Raw genomic sequence first — 18926 nt, 5'->3', positions numbered from 1 at the left:
GGTACGGGCCCCGGTTCGGTGGACTGCGGTGGACGCCTGCGCCCCGAGGGGGCAGCGGGGCGTCTCGGACGAGCGACCACACTATCGGCTGGCCATCGCGACGGCCCGCCGCCTGTGGATAACCCACGCGCGACGGGCCGTTCGTCCTCTTCCGTACCGCTTGTCCACCGGTGTCCGCGCGGCGCGGGTCAGACGGCCGCCTTCTTCAGCCTGCGGCGCTCACGCTCGGACAGGCCGCCCCAGATGCCGAATCGCTCGTCGTTGGCGAGGGCGTACTCAAGGCATTCGGAGCGGACCTCGCAGGCGAGGCAGACCTTCTTGGCCTCACGGGTGGAGCCGCCCTTCTCGGGGAAGAAGGACTCGGGGTCGGTCTGGGCGCACAGCGCGCGCTCCTGCCAGCCGAGTTCCTCGTCCGCGTCGTCGACCAGCAGTTGCTGCACCAGCTCGGTCATGTGCGCCCCTCGTCTGTTCTTTTCCGCGTCCCCGTGATGTAGCCGTTACCGATCTCGGCTGAACGACACGAGTGAAATTACAAGTGTGCTGCTCCGGGCGAGTCAAGCCGAGATCTGCTATTGAGCCCCTTATTCACTCTGCGGAACCAAGGCCGTGCGGAAAGTGTTCAAATCGGCATAAACCTTGACGCAGCGACGGGGCCCGGGAGGGTCTCCGGCCCCGCACAGTCCTGTACGGGGAAGGACGCCCGCGAGTTCGATCCCGTTCCGACACGCACGCCGAAGCGAACCGGATCACAGTCGGATCACGGGATCGCATCGAGGCTTGCGCGCCCGGCTGTGCCCCCATGTGTCCCGGCGACCGCATGCACAAACCTTTCACCTGACAGATCGACCGGATGAGGTGAACCACATCCCACGATCCGGGCGCGGAGTTGACAGTGCAGGTGTGAACCGGTGTCCTTGTGGGCATGCTCGCGAACTTGGCGCTCACCTCGACCCGCACCGCCGGGTCCCTCGGTGCTGCCCGCGCTCGCTGTAGCTGTTGCTGTCCCGGCTGTTGAGCCTCACGCGCTCCGGCCCCGCCGCGTCCCGTCGGACGCGGCTGCTGTTCCCCCCTCCGCGCCCTCTCCCACGGGGCACCCCTCTGTTCGCCCCTTCCGCCAAGGAACCACCGCACCCATGAACAGCGACAGCGACCTGCAGATCGCCGGCGACCTCCTCGAAGTACCGCACCTGCTCCAGGCACCGCGCGAGCACCCGGCCACCGTGGCCGAGTTCGCCGGGCTGGCCCGCTCCCTCGCCGCCGACCGCGCCCAGTGGGAGCACCTGGTCCGGTACGACGCCACCACCCGCTGGTACCACCGGCTGCGCACAGGCCCGGGCTATGAGATCTGGCTGCTGTCCTGGGTGCCCGGGCAGGGCAGCGGGCTTCACGACCACGGCCCGTCCTCCGGTGTGCTGACCGTCCTGGACGGCACGCTCACCGAGCACAGCGGGCGCCGCACGCGCGCGCTGACCGCGGGTGCCCAGCGCGTGTTCGCCCCGGGGTACGTGCACGAGGTCGTCAACGACGCGCTGGAGCCGGCCGTGAGCCTGCACGTCTACTTCCCCGGCCTCACCGAGATGCCGATGCACACGGCCCCTCACTGCGAGGCGGCGGCCCGGCCGGGATCCGTGACGGCCTGACCCGGACCGCGTGAACCGAACTGCCTGACGCGTTGTCGTACCGGCCTGCCAGACTTGGCGCATGCGCATTGTGGTTCTGGCAGGCGGTATCGGCGGTGCTCGTTTCCTGCGCGGTCTGAAGCGGGCCGTGCCGGACGCGGACATCACGGTCATCGGCAACACCGGGGACGACATCCACCTCTTCGGGCTGAAGGTCTGCCCGGACCTCGACACGGTGATGTACACGCTCGGCGGCGGCATCAACGAGGAGCAGGGCTGGGGGCGGGCGGACGAGACCTTCCATCTCAAGGAGGAGCTGGCGGCGTACGGCGTCGGGCCCGGGTGGTTCGGGCTGGGCGACCGCGACTTCGCCACGCACATCGTGCGGACCCAGATGCTCGGCGCCGGATATCCGCTCAGCGCGGTCACGGAGGCGCTGTGCGACCGCTGGCGGCCCGGGGTGCGTCTGATCCCGATGACCGACGACCGCGTGGAGACCCATGTCGCCGTCGAGCTCGAGGGCGAGCGCAAGGCGATCCACTTCCAGGAGTACTGGGTGCGGCTGCGCGCCTCCGTCCCCGCCGAGGCGATCGTGCCCGTCGGTGCCGAGCAGGCGAAGCCGGCGCCCGGTGTCCTGGAGGCGATCGCCGAGGCCGACGTCATCCTCTTCCCGCCGTCCAACCCCGTCGTGTCGGTCGGCACCATCCTCGCCGTGCCCGGCATCCGCGAGGCCATCGCCGACGCCGGGGTGCCCGTGGTGGGCCTCTCCCCCATCGTCGGCGACGCGCCGGTGCGCGGGATGGCCGACAAGGTGCTGGCCGCGGTCGGCGTGGAGTCCACGGCCGCCGCGGTCGCCGAGCACTACGGCTCCGGACTGCTCGACGGCTGGCTGGTCGACACCGTCGACGCGGGCTCCGCCGCGCGTGTGGAGGACGCCGGCATCCGCTGCAAGGCCGTCCCGCTGATGATGACCGACATCGAGGCGACCGCTCGGATGGCCCGCGAGGCGCTGGCGCTGGCGGAGGAGGTGCGGACGGCGTGAGCGACGAGCGCGGCGCGGCGCGCGGCACCGCCGCGGACGGGGGCGCTCCCGCGGACGGGGGCGCCCCCGCCTACCGCGTCTGGGCCGTGCCCGGGATTCCCGAGGTCGCGGCCGGGGACGACCTCGCCAAGCTGATCGCGGCGGCCGAGCCGGGGCTGGCCGACGGGGACGTGGTGCTGGTCACCTCCAAGATCGTGTCCAAGGCGGAGGGGCGGATCGTCGAGGCGGCGGACCGCGAGGCCGCGATCGACGCGGAGACCGTCCGCGTGGTCGCCCGCCGCGGCACCCTGCGTATCGTCGAGAACCGGCTGGGCCTGGTCATGGCCGCCGCCGGCGTCGACGCGTCCAACACCCCCGCCGGGACCGTGCTGCTGCTGCCCGAGGACCCGGACGTCTCCGCGCGCGCGATCCGCGACGGGCTGCGCGAGATCCTCGGCGTCACCGTCGGCGTGGTGGTCACCGACACCTTCGGGCGCCCCTGGCGCTCGGGGCTCACGGACGTCGCGATCGGCGCCGCGGGCGTGCGGGTCCTGGACGATCTGCGCGGCGGCACGGACGCGTACGGCAATCCGCTCAGCGCCACCGTCGTCGCCACCGCCGACGAGCTGGCCGCCGCCGGTGACCTGGTCAAGGGCAAGGCGGCCGGGCTGCCCGTCGCCGTGGTGCGCGGGCTGCCGCACGTGGTGGCCGAAGAGTGGGCCGACACGGGCGCCCGGGCACTGGTCCGCGACGCGCGGGACGACATGTTCCGGCTGGGCACCTCGGAGGCGGTGCGGGAAGCGGTCACCCGGCGCCGCACGGTCCGTGCCTTCACCGACCAGCCCGTCGACCCGGGCGCGGTGCGCCGGGCCGTGGCCGCCGCCGTCACGGCGCCCGCTCCGCACCACACCACCCCCTGGCGGTTCGTCCTGCTGGAGTCGGAGGAGTCGCGCACCCGGCTGCTCGACGCGATGCGCCAGGCGTGGATCGCGGACCTGCGCCGGGACGGCAAGAGCGAGGAGTCCATCGCCAAGCGGGTGCGGCGCGGCGATGTGCTGCGCGACGCGCCGTATCTCGTCGTGCCGTGCCTCGTCATGGACGGCTCGCACACCTACGGGGACGCGCGGCGGGACGGGGCGGAGCGGGAGATGTTCGTGGTCGCCGCGGGCGCCGGGGTGCAGAACTTCCTCGTCGCGCTGGCCGGGGAGCGGCTCGGCTCGGCCTGGGTGTCGTCCACGATGTTCTGCCGGGATGTCGTACGCGAGGTGCTGGGGCTGCCACAGGAGTGGGATCCGATGGGGGCCGTTGCGGTCGGGCATCCGGCGGAGGAGCCGAGACCTCGTGCCGGGCGGGACGCGGGGGCGTTCATCGAGGTGCGGTGACCGTACGCTCGTAGGGTCACCACCTACTCCCCGAGGACCCCACCCGTGGCAGGACGTTTCGCTCACCGGCCCACCCGTACGACTGTGCGCGGCGGGCAGGTCGCCGTGCCCGGCGGGGTGCCGCGGCCGGCGGCCGGGCCGGGGCGGGTGCGGACGTACGCGCCGGACGGGCCGCTGGATCTCGGGCTGGTGCTCGGGCCGCTGCGGCGCGGGCCCGGCGACCCCACGTTCCGCGTGACGCCGGACGGGTCCGTGTGGCGGGCCACCCGGACGCCGGGCGGGCCGGGGACGCTGCGGGTCGTCGCCCGCGGCGCGGACGTGCGCGGCGAGGCGTGGGGGCCGGGGGCCGAGTGGCTGCTCGACCGGCTGCCGGAGCTGCTGGGCGCGGCGGACGATCCGGCCGCCTTCACGCCCCGGCACCGGCTGGTGGCGGTGACCCGGCATCGGCGGCCGGGGCTGCGGCTGACGCGGACCGGGCTGGTGCTGGAGTCGTTGATTCCGTCGATTCTGGAGCAGAAGGTCACCACCGACGAGGCGTACCGGGCGTGGCGGTTGCTGGTCCGGAGGTTCGGCGAGCCGGCGCCGGGGCCCGCGCCCGAGGGCATGTGGGTGATGCCGGAGGCGCGGACGTGGGCGCTGATCCCCTCCTGGGAATGGCATCGGGCCGGGGTCGACGACAAGCGGGCGTCCACGGTGCTGCGCGCGGTGCGGGTCGCGGCGCGGCTGGAGGAAGCCGCGCGGATGGAGCCGGTGGCGGCGCGGGCGCGGCTGGAGGTCGTGCCGGGGATCGGGCCGTGGACCTCCGCGGAGGTCGTACAGCGCAGTCATGGGGCGGCGGACGAGGTGACCGTCGGGGATGTGCATCTGCCGGGCATCGTGGGATGGGCGCTGGCCGGGGACCGGGACGCGGATGACGCGGAGATGCTGCGGCTGCTGGAGCCGTATGCGGGGCAGCGGCACCGTGCGGCGCGGTTGATTCTGCTGAGCGGGCGGGTGCCGGCTCGGCGGGTGCCGAAGATGCCCGTGTGGGACATCGGGCGGTTGTGAGGCTTCGCTCGTCCGGTGCGCGGTGCGGTGGGGGCTGGGGGGTGGGTTTCACGGCCCGGCGTTGCGTGGTGCCTCCTCCGAGCTCTGCGAGCAGGGGGTGCCCCCAGCGCCCACCCGTGCCGCCCCAGCGGCACGACTGCCCGCGTAACCGCGGGCAGTCGTGCCGTGAGGCGCCTATTGGTCCGAGGAGAAGCGGACCGCGCCCGCTGGGATCCGGGCGTCGCACCAGACGCGCATGCCGTCGCGGAGTTCGTTGTCGGGGCCGATGACCGCGCCGTCGCCGATGACCGTGCCGGTGAGGACGGAGCGTTCGCCCACCCGGGCGCGGGTGCCGATGAGGGAGTCGGTGATGACCGCGCCGGGTTCGATGACGGCGCCGGGGAGGATCGTCGAGCCGAAGACGCGCGCGCCCTCCGCGACGAAGGCGCCCTCGCCGACGACCGTGCCGCCCGCCAGTTTCGCGTCCGGTGCGACGGTCGCGGTGGGAAGGACGAGCCGGTCGCCGCAGCGGCCGGGCACCGCCGGGGACGGGGCACGGCCGAGGACGAGGTCCGCGGAGCCGCGCACGAACGCCGCGGGGGTGCCGAGGTCCAGCCAGTACGTGGAGTCGACCATGCCCTGGAGGTGGGCACCGGCCGCGAGGAGGCCGGGGAAGGTCTCCCGTTCGACGGAGACCGGCCTGCCCGCCGGGATCGTGTCGATCACCGAGCGGCGGAAGACGTACGCCCCCGCGTTGATCTGGTCGGTGACGATCTCCTCCGGCGTCTGCGGCTTCTCCAGGAAGGCCCGCACCCGCCCCGTCCCGTCCGTCGGGACGAGGCCGTACGCCCTCGGGTCCGTCACCTTCGTCAGGTGGAGGGAGACGTCCGCGCCGGTCGTCTCGTGGGTGCGGACCAGGGCCCGGATGTCGAGGCCGGTGAGGATGTCGCCGTTGAAGACCAGAATCGGGTCCTCGGGGCCCGAGTGCAGGCGCGACGCCACGTTGCGGATCGCGCCGCCCGTGCCGAGCGGTTCCTCCTCCGTGACGTACTCGATGTGCAGTCCCAGGGCCGAGCCGTCGCCGAAGTACGGCTCGAACACCTCCGCCAGGTAGGACGTCGCGAGCACGATGTGCTCGACCCCCGCCGCCCGCGCCCGCGCCAGCTGGTGCGTGAGGAACGGCACCCCCGCCGCCCTGACCATGGGCTTGGGCGTGTGCACCGTGAGCGGGCGCAGCCGGGTGCCCTTGCCGCCGACCAGGAGGATCGCTTCTGTCACCTGTCGTCTCTGCTTCCTGCCGGGACCGGCCGAACTGTCTTTCGGCCGGCCAGTGTATGCAGACCGTTGCCGGCGCCTTCGACGGCGTACGACGTCGCGGAAGCGTCCCCAGTTCCCCCCGGCCCCGCCCCGGCCGTGTCCCCGCCGGCCTTATTGGCGGCCCTGGTAGTACGCCGCGTAACCGCGGACCGAGCCGAGCTTGGCGTAGAGCTTGCGGCCTGGACACTCCGTGGCGAAACCGTCGCGGTGCCCGGAGATCACATTCAGTCGTACGTTCTTGCCTTTTCGGTAGAGATTGCCACCGCCCGACTTCAGATACGTCTTGCCGCGCGGATTGGCCCCGCCCAGGCCCAGCTTCCACGCCGTCAGCCGGCCCAGTGCCTTCACCGTCGCCTTGGAGGGCTTGGCCGAGTTGAACGTGCCGAGAACGGCGATCCCCATGCTGTTGGAGTTGAACCCGAGGGTGTGCGCGCCCATGACGGGCTTCGCCACGCCCCCCGCGCGGCCCTCGTAGATGTTTCCGCACTTGTCGACGACGAAGTTGTAGCCGATGTCCCGCCAGCCCATGCTCTTCACGTGGTAGCGGTAGATACCGCGGATGACGGACGGGGCCTGGGAGCAGCCGTAGCCGTTGCCGGTGGCGGAGTGGTGCACGAAGGCGGCCTTGACCTTCTTCGTGTAGATGAACGTCTTCTCGCGCAGCTTCTCGTTCGCGCCCCAGCCGCGCCGGGTGACGATCCGCGGGCGCGGGCCGATCTTCGGCTTCGCCCGCTGTCCCTCCGTCACGTTCCCGGCGGCCAGGGTCAGCAGCTCCCGCTCGGTCGCCGTCCGGTCGAGCGCCGGGATCTCGGTGGCGCCGAGCGGGGCGAGCACCGCGTTGGGCTCCGAGGCGGCGATGGTGTCGGGACTCAGGGTGCCCAGACGGGAGGAGGCGGCCGGGGTGCCGTGGGCGGGGGTGTCCGCGGCGGCGCCGGGGTCGACGAGTTCCACGCGGAGGCCGGGCGGGAGGGGGGCCCGGGGGGTGCGGACGCCGGCCTCGGTGCCGTCCCCGTGGGCATTGGCCTCGGTGCCGTCTTCGGGGGTGTCCGCCGTCGCCCGTACCCGGACCTCCACGCCGTCCGAGTCGCCCACCCACAGCGGTGCCGTGCCGCCGCGGACGCGGGCGGAGGCACGCTCCTCGGTGCCGGGGTCCGCCGCGTGGTCGGCGTTGTGGGTCTCGACGTCCTGCCAGCCGGACCAGGTGCCGGTGCCGGCGGCCCGGACGCGGACCTGGACGTCGCCGTGGAGTTCGGCGCCGGGGTCGTCCCAGACGACGCCGATCATCGAGAAGCGCCGTACGTCACGGCGCGGCAGCCCCTGGACGGTGGCGGAGCCGAGGGAACGGTCGGTGGTGAGCGGGACCAGGGGCAGCGACTGGGTGCCGCCCGGGACCGCGGGCACCCCTGCCTCCCGGATCACGCCGGGTCTCGCGGTCGCCGGGGCTGCGGGCAGGGTCAGCGGAAGGGCCACGGCGGCCGCGCAGGTGACGCCGATGGAGGAAGCAAGGAATCCACGCATGCTCCTGATCCTGGACATAGTCAGACAAGTCTGTCCATCGGGGACTTGGCGGAACTGACGGGCTGTCGCGGTGCCGTTCCCCCGAACCGGTGGCGCCGCAGTTCGGTGCGGGCCACTGCGCCCGCGTACGCTTGCGCGGGTGACTGCCACCGATCGCACCCCTGCCGACCTGCTGCGTTCCGCGCTGGCCGCGGATCCCGCGCGGCCCCTGGTGACCTTCTACGACGACGCCAGCGGCGAGCGCGTCGAACTGTCCGTCGCGACCTTCGCCAATTGGGTGGCCAAAACCGCCAACCTCCTCCAGGACGAACTCTCCGCCGAACCGGGTGGCCGGGTCGCGCTGCTGCTGCCCGCGCACTGGCAGACGGCGGTGTGGCTGCTGGCGTGTTCCTCGGTGGGTGTGATCGCGGACGTCGAGGGCGATCCGGGGCGGGCCGACCATGTCGTGGCCGGGCCCGGCCGTTTCGACGCGGGGCTGGCGTGCGGCGGGGACCGGTACGCGCTGTCGCTGGCGCCGCTGGGGCGGCGGTTCGTCCCGGCGCCGCCGGCCGGGTACGCGGACTACGCCGTCGACGTGCCGAGCCACGGGGACCGGTTCACGCCGTACGCGCCCGTCGATCCGGAGGCGCCGGCGCTGATCGTGGCCGGGGCGGAGTACACCGCGGCGGAGATCGTGGAGCGGGCCAGGGCGGACGCGCCGGGGCTCGGACTGACCGGGCCCGGGTCGCGGATTCTGTCGGCACTGCCGTACGACACGTGGGAGGGACTGAGCGCGGGGCTGTACGCGCCGCTCGCGACCGGGGGGTCTGTGGTGCTGTGCCGGAATCCGGAGCGGGCGGGGGAAGAGGCGTTGGCCAAGCGGATCGAGAGTGAGCGGGTCACCGCGGTCGCCCGGTAGGGCCTCGGGGCGGGGGCGTGGGAGGCGGCTGCCCGCGGCCGGGTGAGTCACCCGTTCGGCCCACCCCCATCCCCCACCCCCACCCCGTCCGGGTCATGGTCGTAGGAGCAGCAGGACGTCACGCTCGTACTCCCATGAGGGGTGGACTCAGTCGTGAGCGACACCGCAGGCATACCGCCGTCCGGGCGCACGGGGCGGGCCCTCGGGCCGGGGCTCGGGGTGTCTGCCTCCGGCGTCGGGCTGATACGTCGGCGCAGGAGGCGCTGGATACGCGTCGGCACGCTCGGCGTGACCGCCGTCGTCGCGGCGGCCGTCGGGACCGCCTCGGCCATCTACGCCAAGCTGGACGGGAACATCACGCCCGACGAGGCCGCGGCCGCGGAACTCGCCCGGTACGAGAAGGAGCGCCCCACCTCGCTGGTGCGGGACGCGCGGAACATCCTGGTGATCGGCTCGGACTCGCGTTCCGGGGCCGGCAACGGCCGTTACGGGCGGGATCCGGGAACCGAGCGTTCGGACACCACGATCCTGCTGCATCTGTCGGCCGGCCGCCGCAGCGCGACCGCCGTCTCCATACCCCGCGACCTCATGGTGGACGTCCCCGCCTGTCTGCGCCGGGACGGCTCCCGGGCCGAGCCGATGTTCGCGATGTTCAACCACGCCTTCGAGAGCGGCGGTTCGGCGTGCACGGTCCGAACGCTGGAGCAGCTGACCGGTATTCGCGTCGATCACCACATGGTCGTCGACTTCACCGGGTTCAAGGCGATGGTCGACGCCCTCAACGGCGTACAGATCTGCCTGAAGCAGGCCATCCACGACAAAGCGGCCAGGCTTCACCTTCCCGCCGGCACCGTGACACTCAACGGTGAGCAGGCGCTCGGCTACGTCCGTGCCCGCAAGTCCCTCGGTGACGGCAGCGACACCGACCGCATGGACCGCCAGCAGCGCTTTCTCGCGGCCCTGGTCAACAAGGTGCGCAGCAACGACGTACTGCTGAACCCGGCGAAGCTCTACCCCGTACTCGACGCGGCCACCTCCGCGCTCACCACCGATCCGGAACTGGCAACTTTGCGCGGTTTGTACCAACTTGTCCGTGGGATGCGCGACATCCCCACCGAGCGGGTCCAGTTCCTGACGGTGCCGCGAGAGTCGTACGTCTACAACGCCAATCGTGACCAGCTCGTGGAGCCCGAGGCGGAGCGCCTGTTCGAGCGGCTGCGCACGGACCGGCCCGTCGAGGTGGCCCCGCGTCCCGGCCCGCGCGACGGTTCCGAGGAGCCGGCGGCCGGCGTCTCCCCCGCCCCCACCTTTCGCGGGAACACCGCCGCCGACGACGACTGCCGGTAAAGCGCACACCAAGACGGCACCCCTTCATTCTGGAAAATGCGCCGGATTGCCCAGTTGTAGGGACGTGCAATTTGTCACCGCCGTCGCTTGACGCTGAACTGGGCGGATAGTGTGAGCGATCCGGTGCACCCGGCTCCCGGCCACAGTCCGTCCAGGGGTCGCGCACTGCATGTACGAGACCCGAGCGCCTCGGAGGGGGAAGGCGCCGCGTGGCCCCGACGGAGGATTCAGGCAACCGTGGACGCGCAAGGCCGTGGGCGGGCGGAGCACATCGATCCCGCAGACCAGTGGGTACTCAATCCGAGCACCGGTGAATACGAACTGCGACTGACCCCTTCCGCACCGCAGTCGGCGGTCCCCGGCCCGCGCCGAGCAGCCCGAGGCCGGGGCACCGCTCCCGGCCGGCCGAGCCGCACCGCCGCCCCGGCCCCCGAAGGCCGGGAAGAGGCCCGGGAGAGCCGCGACGGGCGGGAGCGGCGCGACGGGCGGGAGAGCCGCGACCGGCGCGACGGGCGGGAGAGCCGGGAGCGGCGGGAGAGCCCGGACCGCCGGGAGGCGCGCCCGGGTCGTTCGGCGTCCGGTGAGGCCTCCCCGCCGCGCAGGCGCCGCGGCGCGGCCGAGGAGCCGCCGCCGGGGCGGCGCGGACGGCGGCCCGTGAAGGCCAGGAACTCCCGGGCGAAGAAGGCCGTGATGTGGACCGGCGGCACGATGGCCTTCGTCCTGGTCGCCGTCGGCGCGGCCGGCTACTTCTACCTCAGGCACCTAGAGGGCAACGTCACCACCGAGGACGTCGGCAACGCCGCCGACAGCGGCTTCAGCAAGGACGAGGCCTTCAACATCCTGCTCCTGGGCACCGACAAGCGCACCGGCAAGGGCAACGAGGGCTACGGCGACAAGGGCAGCGCCGGCCACGCCGACACCACGCTGCTGCTGCACGTCGCCGAGGACCGCTCCAACGCGACCGTGCTGAGCATCCCGCGCGACCTGATCGTGGACATCCCGGACTGCCCGACGAAGGACGCCGACGGCAACGAGACGGTCATCCCCGGCAGCCAGGGCGTCCGCTTCAACACGAGCCTGGGACAGGAAGGCCGTAACGCGGGCTGCACCATGCGCACGGTCGAGGAGATGACCGGGATCGACGTCAACCACTTCATGATGGCCGACTTCAACGCCGTGAAGACGCTGACGACGGCGGTCGGCGGCGTGGACGTCTGTCTCGCCAAGGACGTCGACGACCCCGACTCGCACCTCAAGCTCGACGCGGGCCCGCACACGCTCATGGGCGAGAACGCGCTGGCCTTCGTCCGCACCCGGCACAGCTTCGGCAACCAGGGCGACCTGGACCGCATCAAGGTGCAGCAGCAGTTCCTGGCGTCCCTGATGCGCAAGATGTCCTCCAGCGACACCCTGACCAGCCCCACCAAGCTGATGAAGCTCGCGGAGGCGGCCACCAAGGCGCTCACCGTCGACACCGGCATCGGCAAGGTCAGCACCCTCAAGGACGTGGCGCTGGAGCTGAAGAAGGTGCCGCCGAAGAACATCAGCTTCACCACGGTCCCGGTGCGCGACAACCCGGCCGAGACGGTCAAGGCGACGGTCGTCGTCGACGAGTCCCGGGCCCCCGACGTCTTCAACGCGATCGCCAACGACGTCTCCTTCACCGCCGTCAAGGAGAAGAAGGCGCAGGAGAAGGCCGCGGTCGCCGCCCGGCTGAAGGGCACCAAGGCCGACCCCTCCGAGGTGCGGGTGCGGATCCTCAACGGCGGGGCCCCCTCGGGCAGCGCGTCGAAGACGCTCGAGTGGCTCCAGAACGACGAGGGCGTCACCAAGTCCGAGAACGCGGGCAACGCCGACGCCGCGCTGAGCAGGACCACGCTCGAGTACGCGCCCGAGCAGGCCGACCAGGCCCGACGGCTGGCCGCCATCATGGGGCTGTCCGGGGCGGCGCTGAAGCCGGGCGAGAGCGTGACCAACTCCCAGGGGCTGCCCACGATGACGCTGACCCTGGGCAAGGACTTCAAGGGCGCGGGGGTGCCCGTGACCGCTCCGGCGAAGGCGCCGGACGTGGAGAAGTCCACGGCCGACAAGGTCCAGTGCGCCGGCTAGCCGGGGGGCTAGGCGAGAGCCGGCCGGGCACTAGCCCGTGACCGGACGAAAAACAAGGGGTAACCCCACGGGTCCGTCGTGCGTCTGACTTGACGCGGGGCGGGCCCGTGTCAGGTGCAGGGTGGGGAGGGCAGGCAAGTGGCGCGAAGCAGTGTGCGCGGGGACGTGCCCGCGGCGGAGGACACGATGTCCCTCACCGCGCGGACCGCGAATCCGCGGACCGCGAATCCGCGGACCGGGGATCCGCAGACCGCGGATCAGAAGACCGGGGACGCGCAGGCCGGGGACGCGCAGGCCGGGGCCCCGCGGAGCGGTGGTCCGGAGCGGGCGGAACCGGCGGAGGGCCGGGGCAGGCACGGTGGGGGCGGTGACGGCGGCGGCCGGGGGCGCGGGGGCCGCCGTGGCGCCGCGCGGCCGCGCGGTCGCCGGGTGCTGCGCTGGTCGGCGACGGTGCTGTCGGTGGTCATAGTCGGCACCGCGGGAGCGGGCTACCTCTACTACCGGCACCTGAACGGCAACATCCAGAAGGACGACCTCAACCTGGGCGACCACAAGATCGCCGCGCCCACCCCGAACGCGGCCGGGCAGACGCCGCTGAACATCCTGCTGATCGGCTCAGACGCCCGGGACAGCAAGGAGAACCAGAAGCTCGGCGGCGCGAAGGAGACCTTCGGTGGCACTCCGCTCGCCGACGTCCAGATGCTGCTGCACCTGTCGGCGGACCGCAAGAGCATGTCGGTCGTGAGCATGCCCCGCGACACCCTGGTGCACATACCCAGGTGCACCGACCCGGACGACGGGAAGGTGTACGCGGCGAGCACCCTGCCGGAACCGACCAATGAGAGCCTCGGCCACGGCGGCCCCGGCTGCACGGTGGCGACCTGGCAGGAGCTGACCGGTATCCACATCGACCACTTCATGATGATCGACTTCGCGGGTGTGGTGTCGATGGCGGACGCCATCGGCGGCGTCCCGGTCTGTGTGGACGCCAACGTGTACTCCCGCGACCGGCTGGGCCGCGGCTCGGGGCTGAAGCTGGAGAAGGGCACCACCAAGATCAAGGGCGAGACGGCCCTGCAGTGGCTGCGCACCCGGTACGGCTTCGGGGACAACAGCGACCTGTACCGCGCCGAGGCGCAGCACATGTACATGAACTCGATGGTCCGCGAGCTGCGCGCCAACGCCACCCTGAGCAACCCCAACAAGCTGCGCAAGCTCGCCGAGGCGGCCACCGAGGCGATCGTCGTCGACGAGGGCCTGGGCACCCTCGGGAAGATGTACGACCTGGCCAACGAGCTGAAGAAGGTGCCGACCGACCGCATCACCATGACGACCATGCCGAACCGGCTGGTCGGCAACCGGGTGGAGCCCACCGAGGACGCCGAGACGGTGTTCCGGATGCTGCGCGAGGACATCGCCCTGGACGGCAAGGACAGGAAGAAGCAGCCGAAGAAGGACAGCGAGTCCGACGATCCGGCGGCTCCCGACGCCGAGATCGCGGTCCAGGTGCGCAACGCCACCGCGTCGGACACCCAGGCGGCGGCCGGCGGCCGGGCCTGGTCGGTGACGCAGCTGCTGACCGGTGAGGGCTTCACGCAGGCCGTGGCGGACCTCTCCGCCCCGGTCGCGGAGCAGAAGACGGTGATCCGCTTCCCGAGCGCCGATCTGGAGGGCGACGCCCAGCGGGTGGCGAAGGCCCTGGGCATCCCGCTGAGCCAGGTGAAGAAGTCCACGGACGTCTCCGGGGTCACCCTGTTCGTGGGCGCGGACTGGCGTGAGGGGACGGCGTACGAGGTGCCGAAGAAGGAGGACCGGACGCCGGAGTCGGCGAACGCCCTCAACGCCTCGGACGACTCGGCGTGCATGGAAGTGAACCCGGCCTACACCTGGGAAAAGGGGGAGGAGTAGTCCGGGTCACCCGGTGGCGGCGCTCAGCCGACCGTGACGTCCGGGCTGCCGGCGTCCAGCACGGCCGGCCGCCGCGACGCGATGACCTTCCTGGCCAGTGACCTGGGGCTGGTCAGAAAGCCGTAGCCCCAGGACATGTGCATGGTGGCGAGGGCGACGGGGATCCGGAGCCGCGCCTTGAGCGGCAGCCCCCGGCCGGCGGGCACGGACCCGGCGACGATCGCCGCGAGGTAGCCGCCGGGGATCACGAAGCCCCACGGGGTGAGCGCGGCGCCCACCACGAGGCCCGCCGCGATCGCGCAGACGGCGGTCGGCGGGGCCAGGTAGCGCAGGTTGATCGAGCCGGAGTGGTAGCGGGCGACCACGTGCCGCCAGCGGCCGTAGTCCTTGTACTGCCTGGCGAGGGCCTTCACGCTCGGCCGGGGCCGGTACGACACCTTCAGCTCGGGCGAGAACCAGATCAGCCCGCCCGCCTCGCGGATGCGGAAGTTCAGCTCCCAGTCCTGGGCGCGGATGAACTCCTCGTTGTAGCCGCCCTGCTGCTCCAGCGCCTCCCGGCGGAAGACGCCGAGGTAGACCGTCTCGGCGGGGCCCGCCTGGCCGCCGGTGTGGAAGGCGGCGTTGCCCACGCCGATCTTCGAGGTCATGGCGGCGGCGACCGCGTGCTCCCAGTCGTTCTCGCCCTCGGCGTGCATGATGCCGCCGACGTTCTGCGCGCCGGTCTCCTCCAGCAGCCGTACCGCGGTGGCGATGTAGTTCGGCGAGAGCATGCCGTGGCCGTCGACGCGGACCACGATCGGGTGGCGGGAGGCCTTGATCGCGGCGTTGAGGGCGGCGGGCGTGCGGCCGGTCGGGTTCGGCACGGTGTGCACCCGGGGGTCCTCGCGGACCAGCTCGGCGGCGATCTCGTCCGTGCGGTCCGTGGACGGACCGAGGGCGATCACGACCTCCATCTCGCCGGCGTACTCCTGGGCGAGGATCGCGTGGACGGCGCCGCGCAGATGCCGCTCCTCGTTGAGGACGGGCATGATCACGGACACGGCGGGGAGCTGCACGTCGGGCTTCGCGTTCATAGGGGCCTCACGTTACCGCGAACGGGGGACACCGGTGCGCCCCACCGGGGCGCTGCACCGGGCCGCAGATCGTATGGGCCTACGGTGCTCACGGTCCCCGCGTACGGCCGTCGTCCGGAGGTGTCCCGTGCCCGCACCGCCTCGGTCCCCGAGCCGGCCCGAGCGTCGCCCGCAGCCGCAGCGCCGCGCGCCGCGTCCGCCCGTACGCCGGAAACGGCCGCGCTGGGCCATGCGGGCGGTGACCGGCCTGTCGGTGGTGGTGCTGGCCTCGGCGGGGATCGGCCACGCGCTGGTCACCAGCCTGGACGCGGACATCGCCCGGGTCGACGCGTTCCGCGACATGAAGAACCGGCCCCGCGCGGGGCACGGCATGAACGTCCTGATGGTCGGCACGGACGGCCGCGACCGGATCAGCCCGGAGGACCGGCGCCGGTTCCGGCTGGGCGGGGCACCCTGCCGCTGCACCGACACGATCATGATCGTGCACATCTCGGAGGACCGGGAGCGGGCGAGCGTGGTGAGCCTGCCGCGCGACTCGTACGCCGAGCTGCCGCCGCACACCGACACGACCACCGGCAAGCGGCACGCGGGCCATCCGATCAGGCTGAACGCGGCGTACGCGGAGGGCGGGCCGCGGCTGACCGTGCGCACGGTCGAGCACATGACCAAGGTGAAGATCGACCATTATCTGGAGGTCGACTTCACCAGCTTCATGAAGACCGTGGACGTCCTCGGCGGGGTGAAGATCTGCACGGTCCGGCCGTTGAAGGACCGCTACAGCGGCCTCGACCTGCCGGCCGGCACCCACACCCTGAAGGGCGGCGAGGCGTTGCAGTACGTCCGGGCCCGCCATGTCGACGGGGCGTCCGACCTGGGCCGGATGCAGCGGCAGCAGCGGTTCCTCGCCGCGTTGATCGACCACGCGACCTCCTCGGGGGTGCTGCTGAACCCGATGAAGTTCCGGGACGTGACCCGGGCGGTGCTCGGGTCGGTGCGGGCGGACAAGGACTTCGGCACGAACGAGCTGCTGGACCTGGGGCGGGCGATGCGGGACTTCTCCCCGTCGTCGTCGGAGTTCACCACCGTGCCGATCGGGCGGATGGGGCACGCCGTGAAGGGCATCGGCTCGACCCTGAAGTGGGACCCGGTCAAGGCGGACCGCATCTTCCAGGCGCTGCGCGACGACCGCCCGCTGGCGGCGGCGCGGCCGAAGCGCGTCCCGGTGCGGGTGGTGGACGTCGCCCCGCAGCAGATTCGCGTGCAGGTGGAGAACGGCACCCGGACCCCCGGCCTGGGCCGGCGGGCCGACGCGGCGCTGGCGGCGACCGGCTTCCGCACGACCCGGCTGCCGGTGAACGCGGCCCAGCAGGACGTGCGCCGTACGGTCGTGGCGCACGACCCGCGCTGGGACCGCTCGGCGAAGTCCCTGGCCGCCGCGCTGCCCGGCAGTGAGCTGCGGGCGGTCAAGGGGCAGGGCGCGACCCTGAAGGTGATCGTCGGCACGGACTACCAGGGCGTCACCAAGGTGCGGGGCGAGACGCCCCGGCCGCCCGGGGCGCCCGCGGTGGTCCGGGGCGACGAGGCGGGCTGCTCGTGAGGTGACACCGGCCGCCCCCGCCGGGCGGTGCGGGGGGCTCAGTCCTCGAAGCCCTCCGCGGCCCGCCGCTCGCGCAGTTCCATGATCGCGCGGCGGCGGGCCAGGCGGTGGGTGCGGCGGATCTGGGCCTCCTGGTAGCGGCGCCGGTCGCGGTCCGTCTCGGGGATGACCGGCGGGACCCGGCGGGGCTTGCCGTCGGCGTCGACCGCGGCGAAGACGAGATAGGCGGAGCCGACCTGGGTGGGCGGGGCGGACTCGTTCCAGCGTTCGGCGAGGACCCGGACGCCGACCTCCATGGAGGTGCGGCCGGTCCAGTTGACCTGGGCCTTGACGTGGACGAGGTCGCCGACGCGGACCGGCTCCAGGAACGCCATCTCGTCCATGGAGGCGGTGACGGCGGGCCCGCCGCTGTGCCGGCCGGCCACGGCGCCCGCGGCGTCGTCGACCAGTTTCATGATCACTCCACCGTGCACCGTACCCAGCAGGTTGGTGTCGTTGTGGGTCATGATGTGGCTGAGCGTGGTCCGGGAGGCGGAGGTGGGCTTGCCCGGAATGTCCGCCACGTCCGGAGTTTCCGGCCCTGCGGCGCTGGCCTGGTCTGTCATGGCCTCCACCTTATGCCGAGCGGGCATCCGGGGAATTTGTGTCGGGTTCGCAACAGCCGGGCCCCTGTTTTCCACGGACCCTGTCGAGCACACAGCCGCGACCGGCACACTGGGGCGCATGAATGACTGGCCCGAGGCATGGTCCGACGACAACCGTGGCCCGCGTTACGGACGCGGCAGTGCCGGCGCGCAGCCGGAAGGCGCCCGCGTGATGCGCCAGGTGCGACGCGGCGGCCGGGCGGTACCGCCCGCCTCGGGCCCGGGCGCGCCGCCGCGGGGGGTGCCGCGGCAGCCGTCGTACGTCGACGGCGGCGAGGGCGGCCCCGGCGGGTACGACAGCGGATACAACACCGGGCAGGTCTACGGCACGCCCGGCGGCCGCGGTCCGGCCGGTCCCGGTGGTTCCGGGCCGCGCGGGCCGCGTCCCGCGCCGAACTGGCGCCGCCGGATCAAGGTGACCGCGATCACGCTGGCGGCCGTGATGGTCGTCACGACCGTCGGCACCTACTTCTGGGCCGACTCCAAGCTCAACCGCGAGGTCGACCTGTCCACGGTGATCGACCGGCCGGAGAAGGGCGAGGGCACCAACTACCTGATCGTCGGCTCGGACAGCCGTGAGGGCATGACCGCCGAGCAGAAGAAGCGGCTGCACACCGGGTCCTCCGAAGGCAAGCGCACGGACTCGATGATGATCCTGCACACCGGTGACAACGGCCCCACGCTGATCTCGCTGCCCCGTGACTCCAACGTCACGATCCCCGAGTTCCAGGGCTCGGAGTCCGGCAAGCGCCGGGCGGCGATGGGCGCGAACAAGCTGAACGCCGCGTACGCCATCGACGGGCCGACGCTGCTGGTGCGCACGGTCGAGTACAACACCGGCCTGCACATCGACCACTACGTGGAGATCGGCTTCGCCGGGTTCGCGAACATCGTGGACGCGGTCGGCGGTGTCGAGATGGACATCCCGCAGGACATCAAGGACACCAAGTCGGGCGCGAACTTCGAGAAGGGCAGGCAGACGCTGAACGGCGAGGAGGCCCTCGCCTTCGTCCGCACCCGCTACGCGCTGGCCGGTTCCGACCTGGACCGCACCAAGAACCAGCAGAAGTTCCTCAACGCCCTCGCCGGCCAGGTGGCCACTCCGGGCACGATCCTCAACCCGTTCAAGCTGTATCCGACCATGGGCGCGGGCCTGGACTCGCTCATCGTCGACAAGGACATGGGCCTGTGGGACCTGGCCTCCATGTTCTGGGCCATGAAGGGCGTCAGCGGCGGGGACGGCAAGTCGCTGAACATGCCGATCGCGGGCAGCGCCGGGAACGGCAACCTCCAGTGGGACATGACCAAGGTCAAGACGCTGGTGGACCAGCTGAAGGCGGACGAGAAGGTGACCGTCTCGGGCAACTGAGCGCCGCACGCGGAACGGCCCCCGGCGGATCCGCCGGGGGCCGTTCCGCGTGCGGCGCTCAGTTGCCCGAGACGGTCACCTTCTCGTCCGCCTTCAGC

15 protein-coding genes are annotated in these 18926 nt (G+C 72.3%); 10 read left to right on the top strand and 5 right to left on the bottom strand.

Annotated elements, in window-relative coordinates; translation table 11 throughout:
* Window positions 1-188: 188 nt before the first annotated feature.
* Complete coding sequence (locus tag VE614_RS22700) at window positions 189-452, bottom strand: WhiB family transcriptional regulator (RefSeq protein ID WP_003975777.1); 264 nt, start codon at window positions 450-452, stop codon at window positions 189-191.
* Between the two features lie 681 nt (window positions 453-1133).
* Between VE614_RS22700 and VE614_RS22695 the strand changes: the two genes are divergently transcribed.
* The 4 genes from VE614_RS22695 (at window position 1134) to VE614_RS22680 (ending at window position 5069) form a co-directional block, all read left to right on the top strand.
* Window positions 1134-1640, top strand: coding sequence for a cysteine dioxygenase family protein (locus VE614_RS22695; protein WP_324940164.1), 507 nt, complete (start codon window positions 1134-1136; stop codon window positions 1638-1640).
* Between the two features lie 61 nt (window positions 1641-1701).
* Window positions 1702-2661: a 2-phospho-L-lactate transferase gene (gene cofD, locus VE614_RS22690; protein WP_324940162.1), complete on the top strand. Its 960-nt coding sequence runs from the start codon at window positions 1702-1704 to the stop codon at window positions 2659-2661.
* A complete protein-coding gene (locus VE614_RS22685) occupies window positions 2658-4022 on the top strand; it encodes a coenzyme F420-0:L-glutamate ligase (RefSeq protein WP_324940159.1) in 1365 nt (454 codons plus the stop codon). Before cofD ends, VE614_RS22685 begins: the two co-directional genes overlap by 4 nt.
* 45 nt (window positions 4023-4067) lie before the next feature.
* Window positions 4068-5069 carry a DNA-3-methyladenine glycosylase 2 family protein gene (locus tag VE614_RS22680; protein ID WP_324940156.1) on the top strand — a complete coding sequence of 334 codons (1002 nt, stop codon included), beginning with the start codon at window positions 4068-4070 and terminating at the stop codon, window positions 5067-5069.
* 174 nt (window positions 5070-5243) lie between these two features.
* Here VE614_RS22680 and VE614_RS22675 read toward each other — a convergent pair whose 3' ends face one another.
* Together VE614_RS22675 and VE614_RS22670 are read right to left on the bottom strand one after the other, a co-directional pair.
* Complete coding sequence (locus VE614_RS22675; protein WP_324940154.1) at window positions 5244-6326, bottom strand: NDP-sugar synthase; 1083 nt, start codon at window positions 6324-6326, stop codon at window positions 5244-5246.
* Window positions 6327-6476: 150 nt separating this feature from the next.
* Complete coding sequence (locus VE614_RS22670; RefSeq protein ID WP_324940151.1) at window positions 6477-7883, bottom strand: peptidoglycan recognition protein family protein; 1407 nt, start codon at window positions 7881-7883, stop codon at window positions 6477-6479.
* Between the two features lie 139 nt (window positions 7884-8022).
* Between VE614_RS22670 and VE614_RS22665 the strand changes: the two genes are divergently transcribed.
* From VE614_RS22665 to VE614_RS22650, 4 genes are all read left to right on the top strand, one after another.
* Window positions 8023-8781 carry a TIGR03089 family protein gene (locus VE614_RS22665; RefSeq protein ID WP_324940148.1) on the top strand — a complete coding sequence of 253 codons (759 nt, stop codon included), beginning with the start codon at window positions 8023-8025 and terminating at the stop codon, window positions 8779-8781.
* Window positions 8782-8934: 153 nt separating this feature from the next.
* On the top strand, window positions 8935-10128 hold the full coding sequence (locus VE614_RS22660) for an LCP family protein (RefSeq protein ID WP_324940145.1): 1194 nt from the start codon (window positions 8935-8937) through the stop codon (window positions 10126-10128).
* Window positions 10129-10365: 237 nt separating this feature from the next.
* Window positions 10366-12237, top strand: coding sequence for an LCP family protein (locus tag VE614_RS22655; RefSeq protein ID WP_324940142.1), 1872 nt, complete (start codon window positions 10366-10368; stop codon window positions 12235-12237).
* Window positions 12238-12375: 138 nt separating this feature from the next.
* Window positions 12376-14145: an LCP family protein gene (locus tag VE614_RS22650; RefSeq protein ID WP_324940139.1), complete on the top strand. Its 1770-nt coding sequence runs from the start codon at window positions 12376-12378 to the stop codon at window positions 14143-14145.
* Between the two features lie 23 nt (window positions 14146-14168).
* Here the strand turns inward: VE614_RS22650 and VE614_RS22645 are convergent, their stop codons facing one another.
* Entirely contained in the window at window positions 14169-15218 is a 1050-nt protein-coding gene (locus VE614_RS22645) for a glycosyltransferase family 2 protein (protein ID WP_324940136.1), read from the bottom strand.
* A 73-nt stretch (window positions 15219-15291) separates the two neighbouring features.
* Between VE614_RS22645 and VE614_RS22640 the strand changes: the two genes are divergently transcribed.
* Window positions 15292-16815 (top strand): LCP family protein, encoded by a 1524-nt coding sequence (locus VE614_RS22640; protein WP_324940133.1) that lies wholly within the window; start codon window positions 15292-15294, stop codon window positions 16813-16815.
* Window positions 16816-16853: 38 nt separating this feature from the next.
* Here VE614_RS22640 and VE614_RS22635 read toward each other — a convergent pair whose 3' ends face one another.
* Complete coding sequence (locus VE614_RS22635; protein ID WP_324940130.1) at window positions 16854-17420, bottom strand: acyl-CoA thioesterase; 567 nt, start codon at window positions 17418-17420, stop codon at window positions 16854-16856.
* Between the two features lie 118 nt (window positions 17421-17538).
* Here VE614_RS22635 and VE614_RS22630 point away from each other — a divergent pair, with 118 nt between their 5' ends.
* Window positions 17539-18828 carry an LCP family protein gene (locus VE614_RS22630; RefSeq protein ID WP_324940127.1) on the top strand — a complete coding sequence of 430 codons (1290 nt, stop codon included), beginning with the start codon at window positions 17539-17541 and terminating at the stop codon, window positions 18826-18828.
* The last annotated feature ends 98 nt before the right edge of the window (window positions 18829-18926 follow it).

Source organism: Streptomyces sp., from assembly GCF_035645055.1.
Taxonomy (GTDB): Bacteria; Actinomycetota; Actinomycetes; order Streptomycetales; family Streptomycetaceae; genus Streptomyces.
Note: the sequence above shows the minus strand (reverse complement) of the source record. Positions and strands in the feature narration are given on the sequence as shown.

What these genes read in the sequence shown, in the direction of transcription:
- VE614_RS22700 (WP_003975777.1), bottom strand. Translation starts at nt 452, where the DNA reads ATGACCGAGCTGGTGCAGCAACTGCTGGTCGACGACGCGGACGAGGAA.
- VE614_RS22695 (WP_324940164.1), top strand. Translation starts at nt 1,134, where the DNA reads ATGAACAGCGACAGCGACCTGCAGATCGCCGGCGACCTCCTCGAAGTA.
- cofD (WP_324940162.1), top strand. Translation starts at nt 1,702, where the DNA reads ATGCGCATTGTGGTTCTGGCAGGCGGTATCGGCGGTGCTCGTTTCCTG.
- VE614_RS22670 (WP_324940151.1), bottom strand. Translation starts at nt 7,883, where the DNA reads ATGCGTGGATTCCTTGCTTCCTCCATCGGCGTCACCTGCGCGGCCGCC.
- VE614_RS22645 (WP_324940136.1), bottom strand. Translation starts at nt 15,218, where the DNA reads ATGAACGCGAAGCCCGACGTGCAGCTCCCCGCCGTGTCCGTGATCATG.
- VE614_RS22640 (WP_324940133.1), top strand. Translation starts at nt 15,292, where the DNA reads ATGGGCCTACGGTGCTCACGGTCCCCGCGTACGGCCGTCGTCCGGAGG.
- VE614_RS22635 (WP_324940130.1), bottom strand. Translation starts at nt 17,420, where the DNA reads ATGACAGACCAGGCCAGCGCCGCAGGGCCGGAAACTCCGGACGTGGCG.
- VE614_RS22630 (WP_324940127.1), top strand. Translation starts at nt 17,539, where the DNA reads ATGAATGACTGGCCCGAGGCATGGTCCGACGACAACCGTGGCCCGCGT.